We start from the raw sequence: 12,558 nt of genomic DNA on the forward strand, positions 1-12,558 counted from the left end.
AGACCACTATCAAGGATTCGTTATCATCGTTGCACTTGACTTGAAAATTGAGGAACAAAAACTCATTGAGCAGCGCCTTGCAAGCGGCTACAATGAAACCAAACCTAAGGAGGCTAACGCCATGACTCTACCGAATTTTGATCAATTGCTCGATAAATACGCCGCTTTGGCGGTCGACACTGGGGTGGGGGTCGGGCCTGGCGACACGGTGTATCTGCAAATCGCGACTGATCAGCTCCCCCTGGCCCACAAGATCATTGCCACTGCCTACGCGCGCGGTGCGGCCGAGGTCCAAGTCTGGTGGCAGGACGACTTTGCCAAGCGCCAGGACATGCTGCACCTGGCCCCAGACCGCCTGAATCACCAGGCGCCGCAAATGAAAGCCATGTTTGACTACTGGCTGGCGCATCAGGCCAAGCGCATCACCGTGACTTCCAGCGACCCCGACAACCTGGCTGGCGTCGATCAGGCCCGCGTTGCCGCCTATCAAACGGCCTTCCAGCGCAGCTACGCCGACCTGAGCACGGCCATTTCCAGCAACCAGATCGCCTGGACGATCATCGGCGCCGCATCGCCGAAATGGGCGGCCAAGGTCTTTCCAGGCGACACGCCTGAAGCGGCCACCGACAAGCTCTGGGACGCCATTTTCAAGACGGTGCGCATCTATGAAGCGGACCCCGAAGCCGCCTGGGCCAAGCACGAGGCTAAGCTGCGGGATAAAGCGGCCTGGCTGAACAGCGAGCAGTTCGATGCGCTGCATTACCGCGCGCCTGGCACCGACCTCACCGTGGGCCTGCCGGAAGATCACATCTGGAACGGCGGCAGCGGTGAAAACGCCCAGGGTGAAACCTTCACCGCCAACATGCCGACCGAGGAGGTCTTCACGGCGCCGGACAACCGCCGCATCGACGGCATGGTGGCCTCGACCAAGCCGCTTTCCTACTCCGGCAGCATTTTGCAGGACATGCATTTCACCTTTAAAAACGGCCGCGTCGTTGAAGCGCACGCCGGCCAGGGCAACGAGGTCCTGCAGCACCTGCTGGCCATTCCTGGGGCGCGCTCTTTGGGTGAGGTGTCACTGGTGCCGGACCCTTCGCCCATCAGCCAGTCCGGCCTGATTTTCTTCAGCACCCTGTACGACGAGAACGCCTCCGATCACATGGCCCTTGGCATGGCCTACCCGTTCTCCATTGAAGGCGGCACCAAGCTGACGCCTGAGGGCCTGACCGCCCGCGGCCTCAACGTGGCCGACACGCACGTCGACTTCATGATGGGCTCGGCCCAGATGGACATCGATGGCATCAAACAAGACGGCACCATCATCCCGATTTTCCGCGGTGGTGACTGGGCCTGACCTGCAGCCGTCCAAGCCAAAACCAGCGCGGTCCTCGAAAACGAGGGCTGCGCTGGTTTTTTTGGCCTCAGTTCTTGAAGCTGTGAATCGGCGCCGGGATCTGGCCGCCGCGGTTGATGAACACGCTAGGATCACCATCGTTCACTGCCATGATCGGCGCGCGGCCGAACAGCCCGCCGAACTCGATTGACTCCCCGACGTCCTTGCCGGGCACCGGGATCACCCGGACCGCTGTGGTCTTGTTGTTGACAATGCCGATGGCTGCCTCGTCCGCAATCATGCCGCTGATGGTGGCAGCGGTGGTTTTGCCCGGGATGGCAATCATGTCCAGGCCCACGGAGCAGACGGCGGTCATCGCCTCGAGCTTTTCGATGCTGATCTGCCCGGCTTCGGCCGCCGCGATCATGTTGGCGTCCTCCGAGACGGGAATGAACGCACCGGAAAGACCGCCCACTTTTTCCGCCGCCATGATGCCGCCTTTTTTGACCGCATCGTTCAGCAGTGCCAACGCCGCCGTGGTCCCCGGCGTACCAACATGGCTTAGCCCCAGCGTTTCCAGAATCTGGGCCACCGAATCGTTGCGGGCCGGCGTCGGCGCCAGCGACAGGTCGACAATGTTGAACGGTACCCCCAGCCGCTCGGCCGCGACTTTGCCCACGAACTGACCCATGCGCGAAACCTTGAACGCGGTCTGCTTGATTTTTTCACAGACTTGTTCGAACGACGCGTTCGGCGCATCCGCAATCGCGCGCTGCACCACCCCGGGGCCGGAAACGCCGGTGTTGATGGCCACGTCGCCTTCCGACACGCCCCAGAACGCACCGGCCATGAAGGGATTGTCCTCCACCGCGTTGGCGAAAATCACCAGCTTCATCGCGTTCACCGGGTCGATTGCGGCCACGTCCTTAACCACCTGGCCCATCAGCTTGACGGCGTCCATGTTCAGCCCACTGCGGGTCGCCCCCACGTTGACCGAGGCGCAAACCCGGTCGGTCGCGGCCAGCGCCTCGGGAATACTCTTCATCAGCGCCAGGTCGGCTGGCGTGCACCCTGCCTGCACGGTGGCAGAATAGCCCCCGATCAGATCGATGTTCACCGCCTTCGCCGCCCGGTCCATGGCCTGCGCGATGACCGGAAAAGCGGGCTGCGGATCGCTGCCGGCAAGCAGCGCAACGGGCGTCACGCTGATGCGCTTGTTGACAATGGGAATGCCGAACTCGTTCTCGATTGCATCGGCCACCGCGACCAGGTCGGCCGCCTTCTTGGTGATTTTGCCATAAATGCGCTTGGCCGTTTCGCGCGTGTCGCCGGCAATGCAGTCCAACAGCGAGATGCCCATAGTGATGGTGCGGATATCGAGATTTTCCTCGCTGATCATCTCGATGGTTTCTTTGATCTGATTGGTTTCCATCGTGGTCCTCCTTGACCGTTAAAGCTTGTGCATCGCGTCGAAAATCTCCTGCCGTGCGATTTTGACGTCAACACCGACGTCGGCCCCTAGCGCCTGCATCTGGTTCTTGACCGCGGTGAAATCAGCGGTTTCGGGCAGCTGGGCCAGCAGCATCATGGTAAAGGCGCCGCGCATGATGGTTTGGGACACGTCCAAAATATTCACGTCCAGCGCCGCCAACTTAGTCGTCACCGCCGCGATGATGCCCACTTTATCCGTTCCGATCACTGTGATGATCACTTGCATGAAACCGCCTCCGCAAAGTTATTTGTTCTCAGTTTAGCATACCGAAACTTTTTCGGGCTGATTTTTCGCAAGGCGCAAAAATGGCCCGCACCATGCGCGGGCCACTGTTGACCTAACCTCTGGCAATAAACTGGGACGTGATTTCGATCGTGCCGACTTTTTCGCCGGTCGCCAGGGCCAGCGCGGCTTGGCCGACAGACGCGAGGTGATGGTCGATGGTGGAAATGCCCATCAAGCGCCCGGTCGTCTGATTCTCCTGGCCCATCATCGCCGGCGGCTGCAGCCCGTGCTGAATGTAGTACTCCAGGACGCCGGCGGCAATGTCATCGCCGTTGGTGAAGATGAAATCCGGCTGCACCTTGGCGAAAAAAGCGCCGGCCGCCTTGCCGTCCTCGTTCGTCATCGACCCGATCCAGTTGGCCTTGGGGTCCGGCGCCGCCCCGAACGCGGCGGTGTAGGCCTCGACCATGGTCCGCGAGGTTGCAGACAGCTTGGGCTCGCGGGGCAGCATCAAGCTGATGCGCCGATAGCCGCGGGCTTTGATCCACTCAAAGGCCGCCCGGTAGCTATCCTTGCGGTCGGTGAACGCAGCGGCGATTTTAACGTCGCCGGGGTCTTCGCAGACCACCACCGGCCCGAACTGCTGGTACTTGGCCACTGCCGCCAGCGGCATTTCGTGCGAGGTGAAAATCAGCCCGTCAAACGAGCGCCGACGAAACTGCTCCAGAAACTGTTTTTCCAGCTTGGGCTGGTAGTTCGACGGCAGCAAGGTCACCTGATACCCGTGCGCAAACGCGGACTCGGTGATGCTCTGCATCAGCGCCGTGTAGTACGGGTGCACAAACACCGGCAGCACGACCCCAATTTTCATGGTCTTGCCGCGGCTCAGGTCGCGCGCGACTTCGCTGGGCGCGTAGTCCAGGTCGTCGATCACGGCCTGGACGCGCCGGCGCACGTCGTCGGAAACGTACTTCCGGTGGTTCAACACCCGAGACACGGTTGAAACCGAGTAACCGCTGATGCGCGCAATATCGTGAATATTTGTCATGATGACCCCTCCACCCCTTAGTCTACCAGAAGCGGTGGCCAAGCGCCGGCTCAGTCAGTCAACAAGGTGCGGGCAAACTTCTCGGCGTCCCGCGCCTGACTGGGCACACCACCGCTGAGTTTGCGCCGGATGGTCGCGATGACGGCCTGCTTTTCCTCATCGCTGTGGTCGCCGGGCATCGCCAGCACGACCAGCTGGCTCACCTGCCGGCCGCTGACCCCAGACCCCCAGGCCACCGGGTCGGCCAGCGTGAGCAGCAAGGCCTTCGGGGCGGTCAGCTCATCGCTGGAGGCGTAGACGATTGCCGCGTGGTCACCGGCAAATTGCGCACCCTGGGCCTCGCTGGCCAGCATGCTGGCGTGCAGTGCGGTTTCATTCAGCTTGAAAGCCTTGGCCGCCTCCTTGGCAGCCTCGTCAAGCGCGCCGAGCTCCGAGTGATCCGCCAGGTCCAGATTCAAAAGCGCTGTCTTGTGAAATAATGTGTCAAACATGATGATGACCTCCTGTAATTGCCATGCGCTTCGCCGCGGATCGAATCGCTGTTCCTATCAACAAGGTCACTGTAATTTGTGGGACGGGTTTCAGGTCAAGCGCTTTCAGCAAAAAAATTGAAAAAAGTTTGGGCAACACAAAAACCGCCCGCAAGTTGCGGACGGTTTCGATTGCTGAAGCGATGACTTTACTCGGACCGCAGCGCGATCGCCGCATCCTTCTTCGCCGCCATCCGGGCTGGCACATGACCACCCAGCAGCGTGAGCACCGTCGAGATGATCACCAGGATGACCGCGTGGACCGGATTGAGGACGGCCACACCGGCCAAGCCGGTCACATTCTCCAGCACGACGTTGATTGGGAAGGTCAGCGCCCAGGCGACCACGATGCCGAACAGGCCGGCCCCGATTCCCAGGATGAAGGTCTCCGCGTCAAACACGCGGGTAATGTCCTTCTTCCGGGCCCCCAGCGCCTTGAGCACCCCAATTTCCTTGGTGCGTTCAATGACCGAGGTGTAGGTCAAAATCGCAATCATGATCATCGAGGTAACCAGCGAGATCGCGGCAAAGGCAACCAGCACGTAGGTGATCGCATCCATCAGGCCGCCGGTCATGTCGGACACAGTGCCGGCCAAGTCGGTGTAAATCACCTTGTCGGCCTGCTTGTGGTCCTTGTTCCACTTGTCGAGGTAGCTGAGGACCTTGTCCTTAAGCTTGAACGTGGTCGGGTAGATCTGGATGGAAATCGGCGTGCTGGTGCCGCCCAGCGTGGTCAGCATGGCCGACCGCGTCGCCTGGTCCATCGGCTGACCGGTCATAACGTTGGTTTGACTGGCCTTTTGCGCGGCCACGATTGCGGAGTCCTTGTTGTCATTCAACACCTGCTTGGTCAGCGCCGAACTGTACGCGATCCCAGACGCCAGTAAGCCATCAGAGTTCTTCGACTTCACGCGGACGATGCCGGCAACGGTGAGGGTCTTAGTCGAAGGCGCCGCGGCGGCGCTGCTCAGGTCCTGGTTGGGGAGATAGGTCCCTGTCGGCAGCTTCATGTAATAGTTGTCGTTGGTGACCAGCTTCACCGTCGTGCCGATCAGGTCGTTGTAGTTAAACTTCTGGCCTTCCTTGACCGTGATGCCGAGGTTCTTCAGCGCGTTGATGTTGACGGTGTTCTTCTTGTCGACTACCAGCACAATGTCGGTACTCTTTTGCGGGTAGCGGCCAGCCAAAACCTTGTAGTAGGTCTGCAAGAAGGTCTTGCCCGAGCTGGTGCGGCGCACGGGGTAAACCGCGCCGCCAACGCCGGTGGACGCGGCCATCATCGAGCCATAATCGGCGCTGCCGCTGTCCGGATTGGCCGTGGAAAAGCTGACGGCCTTGTACTTGCCATTGACCTGGCGGATCAGGTTCATGCCCGTGCCGTAAGAAACCGCGATGTTGCGCGCATCCCCGGTCGGCATTTTGTCCAGGTAATCCAGGTAAGCCCGGCTCAGCTTGTTTGTGTGCTGCGCCTTGTCCGCGGCACTTTTTTCCGCGGTCACGTGATCAGCCTTCGAAAACGTCTTGGTGTCCGTCCCGGTCATCAGCGAGTTGGTATCCGTGCCGGTTTGCGAAATCGTCACCGGCATGGAGGCCATCGCCTCACTTTGCGTCTTGTCGATCTGCTTCTGGAAGCCGTTGGACAGCGCCAGGACCACCGCGATGCCGATAATCCCGATACTGGAGGCGAAAACCGTGAGGAACGTGCGCCCTTTTTTGGTGCGGATGTTGGTCCAGGACAGCTTCAGCGCAGTCAGGTAGCTCATCTTGGTGCGCTTCAGCTCAAAGGCCTCGGCCTTTGCCGCCTCAACATGCGGGTGCGAGTCGTGCATGATTTTGCCGTCAGCGAAGTTAATCACGCGGTCCGCGTACTTCTTGGCCAGATCCGGATTGTGCGTGACCATGATGACGAGGCGCTCGCGCGACAGGTCCTGGATCAGCTGCATGATTTCCTCGGAGGTCTCGGAATCCAGCGCCCCAGTCGGCTCATCGGCCAGCAGGATCTCGGGGTCATTGGCGATGGCGCGGGCAATCGCGACGCGCTGCATCTGGCCGCCGGACAGCTGGCTCGGCTGCTTGTGCATGTGGTCCTTGAGACCGACGCGGATCAAGGCGTCTTCGGCCCGCTTCTTCTTCTCCGCCGCGGGCACCCCGGACAGGGTCATCCCCATTTCGACGTTTTCCATGATGGACAGGTGAGTGATCAGGTTGTAAGACTGGAAAATAAAGCCGACCGAGTTGTTCCGGTAAGCGTCCCAGTCCGCGTCCTTGAAGTCCTTGGTCGAGCGTCCCTTGATCAAAAGGTCGCCTGAATCGTACCGGTCGAGCCCGCCGATGATGTTGAGCATGGTCGTTTTCCCCGAGCCGCTGGGGCCGAGAATGGCGACGAACTCCTGCTTGCGAAACGCGACGGAAACGTCATCCTGGGCCTTGGTCAGGGTGTCACCGACGTGGTAATACTTCTTAATGTGTTTGAGTTCCAGCACGATGTAGCCTCCTCGTTCTTGTTGATTCTAAGCATACGCGTTTACCGGGCGAGTCGTCACCTTTTTTCACCGCTTAGAATGCCAGAAGGTTATTATGACAGCCTGTCATGCCGAATGCCTCCGCCGCAAGACTGATTAATCGCCAAAAGAGTCGCGCAGGGGGCTGCACGACTCTTCGGGAGTGATTCAGAAAGGCTTAGGCCGGCTGCATGTCGCGGTCGTCGTCCTTCGTCATTGCGTCTTTGTTCTGCTTAGCTTTTTCCGCTTCGATCTCATCGTCGGTCAGCATGTCCTTGACCGTCATTTTCACTTCGGTCACGTCCATGCCGGTCATCTGCTTTACGTTCTTCACGATTTCGTCGGTCGCCTGTGCGAACACTTTGGGCGCTTCTTCGCCGTAGCGCATTGTCGCGTCCAGTTCGATCTTGACCTTCTGGTTGTCGTCCACGTTCACCGAAACACCCGCCTTCGGATCGTCATCCTTGCGCAGGAAGTCGGTCATGTCGTGGAACATGCCACCTTCAAGCCGCAGCAGCCCATCCACGTCGCTGGCGGTGATGCCGGCGATTTTTTCGATCACCGCGTCGTCAAAGCGCAGTTCCTTTTTCAGATCGTGAGGCGCGGTTGCGTCTTTCGGTTCTGCAGACGCAGCGTGCTCGTACGGATGATCATTAGCATACAGTTCGGTGGTGTCTTTGTCTAACCGGTTCAAGTTGTGCTTCATTTCTTCGTTAGTCATCGTGGCCTCCTTAGGCAGCGGCCGAACCAGTCGGCCAGCGTCACTGAGAGTACTTCCGGTGGCTTAGCTCTGGCGCTTCTGCCACTCGCTTCTGGTCAGCACATCCGACACGTGCAGGTTCAGCTCGACCAGCTGCAGGCCGGTCATGCGCATCACCGCTGTATCAACGTCCTGGATCAAGGCGTCGTGGATCTCGCGGGCATCGGCATCGAACGCCAGCAGCGCCGTCATGTCGATCGCGACTTGGTGCTCGCCGACCTCGGCCTTGATGCCCTTGGTGATTTTTTCGTCGCGGCCCAGACTTTCGGCCATCTTGTCGACCACGTTGCCGTCCATTGCCAGGATGCCTGGGATCTTCTGGGCGCAAACGCCCGCAATTTTTTCCAGGACATACGGGTCAAACGTCAATTTAGAGTTGGTTTTCAGAGTGGCAACACCGGGATCAGTCATGGTTTGCATCGGCAAATTACCTCACCTCCCGCCGGCGATTTTCAGCGCCGTTTTGGAAAAAGGCCATCAGGGCAGCACGGCGCGGCCATAAGTAGCGCTCGATCGCGTAACCTCCGGCCGCCGCCAGAATCACAAACAGCATGCCGAGAAAGCCGAAGCGCATCCAGGCCAGGGCTAACCCTGCGCCGATCAATGCGCCGATCATGTTGTTGGGCATGACGCCTCCTTTCTCGCTACAGCACCCGGGCGGCATTGCCCGGCGCCTTCGCGCCAGGGTGAAGGTTGACCTTGATCTTCTTCACCGGAACGCCAAGCAAGTGCTCAAGCTTGGTTTGGGCCGTTTTCTCGATACCCGCTGCCTGGGCTTTCAAGTCAGTCGGATCAAGACTGTAGGCATCGATGGTGGCCTGCTTCACGTGGCTCTTGTGCATCGTGGCCGCAACCGCCACCCCTTTGACCGGATGTTCAGCTGCAACCGCCTTGGCAACGGTGTTTTCAACCGCCCGCTTGGACACGGACAGGTCGCCTTGGTCGCTTGCCAGCGTCAACTTCGTGGTGGTAGCTGGCCGAAGCACCGCCACCAGCAGCATGATCAGGAACGTGATGCCGACAAACGCCGCCAGGCCGAACAGGACCCAGTGCGCAGGCTGCCAGTACACCAGCAGCCAGGCGCGAACGCCGGCCAGCGGCCAGGTCAGCGCCATGACCGCTAAGGCTTGGACGATGCCGATCACGGCGACCAGCCCGAGTAGTGCTTTGGTCAGTGGGCGCATCGTTTTCCCTCCTTTAGGAAATGGCGGTTAGGCGCGGTCACGCTTTTTCCCGGTCATTCCAATCAGCAGTGAAACGACGAACACCACGACCATCGCGCCGATAATGGCCGGAATGATCGCCATACCGGCAACGTTCGGGCCCCAGTTGCCGAGCAGACTACCGCCCACCCAGGCGCCAACCAGACCACCAACGATATTGCCGATCCAGCCACCAGGCATGTCGCGGCCAACGATCAGCGAACCGATCGCGCCAATCACGGCCCCAATAATGAGGACCCAGATCAGATGTAACATAGTTCCCACTCCCTTCAGTGGATTGTCGAGACGGCGCCGGCTTGGCACTGCCATACCGGGGCCATCCGTTGTCAACAATCGAGCGCAGCGCCGAGTGACCTAGGATACTCGGTGCCGCATAAGCTGGCAGCGTGCGCTTCCAGCGCCTCGGGGATACTGTGGCAGGACTCTCCTGCCTAATATCATCGTAACTAAATATTGCGATGATTAGCAATTAAAATGCTTATTGAAATGATTAACTAATAATAATAAAAAACGACTGTCCGAAGCAGCCGTCAGCGCCAAAGCAAATGGCTGATCAAATTCATCGCCAGTGCGATCACGATGAGCAGCCCACCAATCCAGGCCATCAGGACATTCAGCGCCGACCAGCTGGTCAAAGCGCTCGGCGCGACCAGCGTCAGCACGCCTGAAACTGCCAGCAGCATGACGGCAAACGCTGGCATGCCGCGCAGCGTCGTGTGCAGATCGGCGGCAGACAGACTGGCCCCAAAGCTCAGCGTCAGCGTGATCACCAACCACGCCAAGGCCCACGGCCAAGCCGGTAAAATGGTCCCCCAGCCGACTAGCGCCAGCGGCTGGCCAGGCCAAAACGCCCGCTTGCCGATCATCAAGACCACCGCGCCGAACACCCAAACAGGAGCCCCGCCGGCAAAAAACAGGCCCAGCCGCTGCCACAGCGAATGCTTCTTAAACCTGAACGTCACGTGCCCTGCCGAGCGGCGATCGGCGCTTTGGGAAACCGAGAACTCCTGGATGCGCAGCCCAAACAAGCGCCCGACCAGCGCATGCGCCGTTTCGTGGACCCACAGGCCGGGCTTCATCAGAGGCAGCTGTGCGTTTGACTTACCGGTGACGTTCACGATGTGCTGAATCGTTCGGCCGTTGATCCAGGATAGAATAATGGCCATCGCGAGCAAATTCCCCAGCGTGCCGCCGACCGTTTGAAGATAGATCACTGACTCTTTGCCCCCTTCTAGTACACACGTGGCCATTTTACCATGAAGCGCCTGCCGGCCGGGCCCGGTCATGGCTTAAATGCCGGCATTTCGGCTTTTTGGCTGTCAGTGAGTTGACAGCAATTCGGGTTTAGCGCAGAATTAAATTATTCGCGCTCTTAGCTCAGCAGGATAGAGCAACTGCCTCCTAAGCAGAAGATCATCGGTTCGATTCCGATAGAGCGCAGTGATCAACTACTATCCGTCCGGCAGTCCATGGCGACTACCGGGCTTTTTTCATGGCCAAACAGCCAAAATCATCCAGGCGCGTGCCATCAGCGCCGCCTGAGCACACAAACGCCTCTGCACCGCGATCCTAAAACCGAACCGCAATGCAGAGGCGCTGATGTTTTTGGCTAAAACCGGGTGATGTCTCAGTCGCCGACGCTACTCGCCGTCTTGGTAAGAGGCAGCCACGCTGTCCCACATTTTTTTCATGCGGCGCTTCTTACTCCAGCCGATCAGGACCATCATGATCATGTTATTGGTTTTCTTGATATCGTCGGCGTAATCCGCGTTTTCGTGGTAAACCACGTCGGTCTTATTGTCCTCCGTGCCGGTCAAATCGTAACGCGTGTGGTAAGTGTCACCACCGGCAATGGTATCGAACGCGTAGGTCTGGTTTTGCACCAGCTGCGCAATCTTAATGCGAATCGTGCCGCGGGCGCCCATGGACTTCTTGTATTCAAACCCAGACAACTGCGTAAAAGTCAGATCTTGGCCGGTTTCATGCTTAATGTCGTAAAGAACCGAATCGATCAGTTTTTGATAGAAAAAGTCGACTGGTGCATCGACCGTACTTGTTACTTTCATCTAAAAAGGCCTCCGAATATCTGCGCGCTTGGCGTAGTCTATACCACCCATTATCAGCTAATGCGCAGGCTGACGCAAGGGGGGGCTATTTTGGCCGCCGCTTGCCCTTGTTCTTCTGGTCCCGCAACCGCTTCTTGTGGTGTTTCTTCCTGAGCGGCGGCACCGCCTTGGCCGCCGGTTTCAGCACACTCGCTTGCGGCACTGCCGGTTGCTTGGCTGCTGCCGACTGCTCAGCTTGGGCGGGCTTAAGTGGCGCAACCGGCGCCTCCTTTGACGCTTCGGTGGTCATTTTGCCATCGGTCAAATAGCCGCGCACGATCTGGTACTGCGGCACCAGCTTGCGCAAGTCCCGCAGGTCGTGGTCGTCGCCCAGCGTCAGGACCATGCCCTTGGCGCCCATTCGCCCGGTGCGCCCGGCCCGGTGGATGTAAGCCTCGGCCCGCGTTGGCGTCTGGTAGTTGATGACCGCCGGCAGGTGCGGAATGTCCAGCCCGCGCCCAGCCAAGTCGGTGACCAAAAGCAGTGTCACCTTGTGCTTGCGAAAGGCGTTCAACGCGTTGGCGCGCGTTGTCGAACGATCGGTGCGATTCAGCACTGCAAACTTCACGCTCTGGTGGCTGAGGGTCCGCGCAACCTTCATCATCACGGCGTTTTGGTTAAAGAACACCAAGGCCTGGAACTTATCCAGGTGAGCCAGGTGCCGCAACCAGACCTCGCGGTGCGCATTATCGGTTTGGACAAAGTAGTGCACGACCGCCCCTTGCGTGTGGTCGAAGGCGCGCACGTCAATGATTTCTACGTCCTGGCCAAACTGCGCGGCCAGCTCCTTGAACATCGGACTGTCAGTCGCGCTGAAAAAGGCCAACTGCACTTCGGCCGGCGCCGCTTCCGCCAGTTCGCGGACCTGACCCAGCCCTGGGTCGCGCAGCATCTCATCTGCCTCATCGATCACCAAAGTCCGCAAACTGGCCAGCTTCAGGCGGCGCGATTGCACCAGCTCCAGCAGCCGGCCGGCCGTGGCGATGATCACCTCGGGTTTTTCCTTGAGCTGCTCCAGCTGGCGCTTCACGTTGGCGGAACCGGTCACGCCAACCAGGTGCAGCCCGGCGGCTTTGGCATAAGGCCGCAGCACGTCACGGGTCTGAATCGCCAGCTCCTGCGACGGGCTGACGACCAACAGCTGCAAGCCCGCGCCAACCGCCGTTTGCTCCAGCAGCGGCAGCGCAAAGGCCAGGGTCTTGCCCGACCCAGTAGGGGCCAGGCCGACCAGTGATTGGCCATCCTTCAGCGGCTGATAAACTTTTTCCTGAATGGGCGTTTCGGCCTTGAAGCCGGCCGCGTCCCACAGGGGTTTAAACATTGATGCAATTGGCATGTTGT

Annotated in this window: 14 protein-coding genes and 1 tRNA gene; 2 read left to right on the plus strand and 13 right to left on the minus strand. The window is 59.4% G+C overall.

Translation table 11 applies throughout. The features are described from left to right. The first annotated feature begins 121 nt into the window (after positions 1–121). Positions 122–1,354, plus strand: coding sequence for an aminopeptidase (locus FC75_RS05075; RefSeq protein WP_056989333.1), 1,233 nt, complete (start codon positions 122–124; stop codon positions 1,352–1,354). Positions 1,355–1,421: 67 nt separating this feature from the next. Here the strand turns inward: FC75_RS05075 and FC75_RS05080 are convergent, their stop codons facing one another. The 11 genes from FC75_RS05080 to FC75_RS05130 all read right to left on the minus strand — a co-directional run bounded on the left by FC75_RS05080 (position 1,422) and on the right by FC75_RS05130 (position 10,326). Further along, positions 1,422–2,765 carry a PFL family protein gene (locus tag FC75_RS05080; RefSeq protein ID WP_056989304.1) on the minus strand — a complete coding sequence of 448 codons (1,344 nt, stop codon included), beginning with the start codon at positions 2,763–2,765 and terminating at the stop codon, positions 1,422–1,424. 18 nt (positions 2,766–2,783) lie between these two features. After that, complete coding sequence (locus FC75_RS05085) at positions 2,784–3,050, minus strand: ACT domain-containing protein (protein WP_054663741.1); 267 nt, start codon at positions 3,048–3,050, stop codon at positions 2,784–2,786. Between the two features lie 112 nt (positions 3,051–3,162). Beyond that, complete coding sequence (locus FC75_RS05090) at positions 3,163–4,098, minus strand: LacI family DNA-binding transcriptional regulator (protein WP_056989305.1); 936 nt, start codon at positions 4,096–4,098, stop codon at positions 3,163–3,165. Positions 4,099–4,148: 50 nt separating this feature from the next. Continuing rightward, positions 4,149–4,589, minus strand: a complete 441-nt coding sequence (locus FC75_RS05095) for a PTS sugar transporter subunit IIA (protein WP_056989306.1) — start codon at positions 4,587–4,589, stop codon at positions 4,149–4,151. A gap of 188 nt (positions 4,590–4,777) precedes the next feature. After that, entirely contained in the window at positions 4,778–7,111 is a 2,334-nt protein-coding gene (locus FC75_RS05100) for an ABC transporter ATP-binding protein/permease (protein WP_056989307.1), read from the minus strand. Between the two features lie 196 nt (positions 7,112–7,307). Beyond that, the gene (locus tag FC75_RS05105; RefSeq protein WP_225350762.1) at positions 7,308–7,850 is read right to left on the minus strand and encodes an Asp23/Gls24 family envelope stress response protein; all 543 of its coding nucleotides are present in this window, start codon (positions 7,848–7,850) and stop codon (positions 7,308–7,310) included. Between the two features lie 63 nt (positions 7,851–7,913). Beyond that, entirely contained in the window at positions 7,914–8,309 is a 396-nt protein-coding gene (locus FC75_RS05110) for an Asp23/Gls24 family envelope stress response protein (protein WP_082623112.1), read from the minus strand. Positions 8,310–8,316: 7 nt separating this feature from the next. After that, complete coding sequence (locus tag FC75_RS05115; RefSeq protein WP_054663735.1) at positions 8,317–8,517, minus strand: DUF2273 domain-containing protein; 201 nt, start codon at positions 8,515–8,517, stop codon at positions 8,317–8,319. Positions 8,518–8,533: 16 nt separating this feature from the next. Then, positions 8,534–9,073, minus strand: a complete 540-nt coding sequence (gene amaP / locus FC75_RS05120) for an alkaline shock response membrane anchor protein AmaP (protein WP_056989308.1) — start codon at positions 9,071–9,073, stop codon at positions 8,534–8,536. Between the two features lie 27 nt (positions 9,074–9,100). Then, on the minus strand, positions 9,101–9,367 hold the full coding sequence (locus FC75_RS05125) for a GlsB/YeaQ/YmgE family stress response membrane protein (protein WP_054663728.1): 267 nt from the start codon (positions 9,365–9,367) through the stop codon (positions 9,101–9,103). A 275-nt stretch (positions 9,368–9,642) separates the two neighbouring features. Beyond that, the gene (locus FC75_RS05130; RefSeq protein WP_054663725.1) at positions 9,643–10,326 is read right to left on the minus strand and encodes a zinc metalloprotease; all 684 of its coding nucleotides are present in this window, start codon (positions 10,324–10,326) and stop codon (positions 9,643–9,645) included. A 152-nt stretch (positions 10,327–10,478) separates the two neighbouring features. Here FC75_RS05130 and FC75_RS05135 point away from each other — a divergent pair. Beyond that, positions 10,479–10,552, plus strand: a tRNA-Arg gene (locus tag FC75_RS05135). Positions 10,553–10,752: 200 nt separating this feature from the next. Here FC75_RS05135 and FC75_RS05140 read toward each other — a convergent pair. Next, on the minus strand, positions 10,753–11,178 hold the full coding sequence (locus FC75_RS05140) for a DUF3284 domain-containing protein (RefSeq protein ID WP_054663723.1): 426 nt from the start codon (positions 11,176–11,178) through the stop codon (positions 10,753–10,755). Between the two features lie 85 nt (positions 11,179–11,263). Then, complete coding sequence (locus tag FC75_RS05145; RefSeq protein WP_054663720.1) at positions 11,264–12,553, minus strand: DEAD/DEAH box helicase; 1,290 nt, start codon at positions 12,551–12,553, stop codon at positions 11,264–11,266. Positions 12,554–12,558: the final 5 nt, after the last annotated feature.

Origin of the sequence: Lacticaseibacillus camelliae DSM 22697 = JCM 13995 (assembly GCF_001436615.1) — a bacterium.
Classification (GTDB): domain Bacteria; phylum Bacillota; class Bacilli; order Lactobacillales; family Lactobacillaceae; genus Lacticaseibacillus; species Lacticaseibacillus camelliae.

Bases quoted from the DNA above. Each gene is read 5' to 3' on its own strand.
- FC75_RS05075 (WP_056989333.1), top strand. From the start codon at position 122: ATGACTCTACCGAATTTTGATCAATTGCTCGATAAATACGCCGCTTTG.
- FC75_RS05080 (WP_056989304.1), bottom strand. From the start codon at position 2,765: ATGGAAACCAATCAGATCAAAGAAACCATCGAGATGATCAGCGAGGAA.
- FC75_RS05085 (WP_054663741.1), bottom strand. From the start codon at position 3,050: ATGCAAGTGATCATCACAGTGATCGGAACGGATAAAGTGGGCATCATC.
- FC75_RS05090 (WP_056989305.1), bottom strand. From the start codon at position 4,098: ATGACAAATATTCACGATATTGCGCGCATCAGCGGTTACTCGGTTTCA.
- FC75_RS05095 (WP_056989306.1), bottom strand. From the start codon at position 4,589: ATGTTTGACACATTATTTCACAAGACAGCGCTTTTGAATCTGGACCTG.
- FC75_RS05105 (WP_225350762.1), bottom strand. From the start codon at position 7,850: ATGACTAACGAAGAAATGAAGCACAACTTGAACCGGTTAGACAAAGAC.
- FC75_RS05110 (WP_082623112.1), bottom strand. From the start codon at position 8,309: ATGCAAACCATGACTGATCCCGGTGTTGCCACTCTGAAAACCAACTCT.
- FC75_RS05115 (WP_054663735.1), bottom strand. From the start codon at position 8,517: ATGCCCAACAACATGATCGGCGCATTGATCGGCGCAGGGTTAGCCCTG.
- amaP (WP_056989308.1), bottom strand. From the start codon at position 9,073: ATGCGCCCACTGACCAAAGCACTACTCGGGCTGGTCGCCGTGATCGGC.
- FC75_RS05125 (WP_054663728.1), bottom strand. From the start codon at position 9,367: ATGTTACATCTGATCTGGGTCCTCATTATTGGGGCCGTGATTGGCGCG.
- FC75_RS05140 (WP_054663723.1), bottom strand. From the start codon at position 11,178: ATGAAAGTAACAAGTACGGTCGATGCACCAGTCGACTTTTTCTATCAA.
- FC75_RS05145 (WP_054663720.1), bottom strand. From the start codon at position 12,553: ATGCCAATTGCATCAATGTTTAAACCCCTGTGGGACGCGGCCGGCTTC.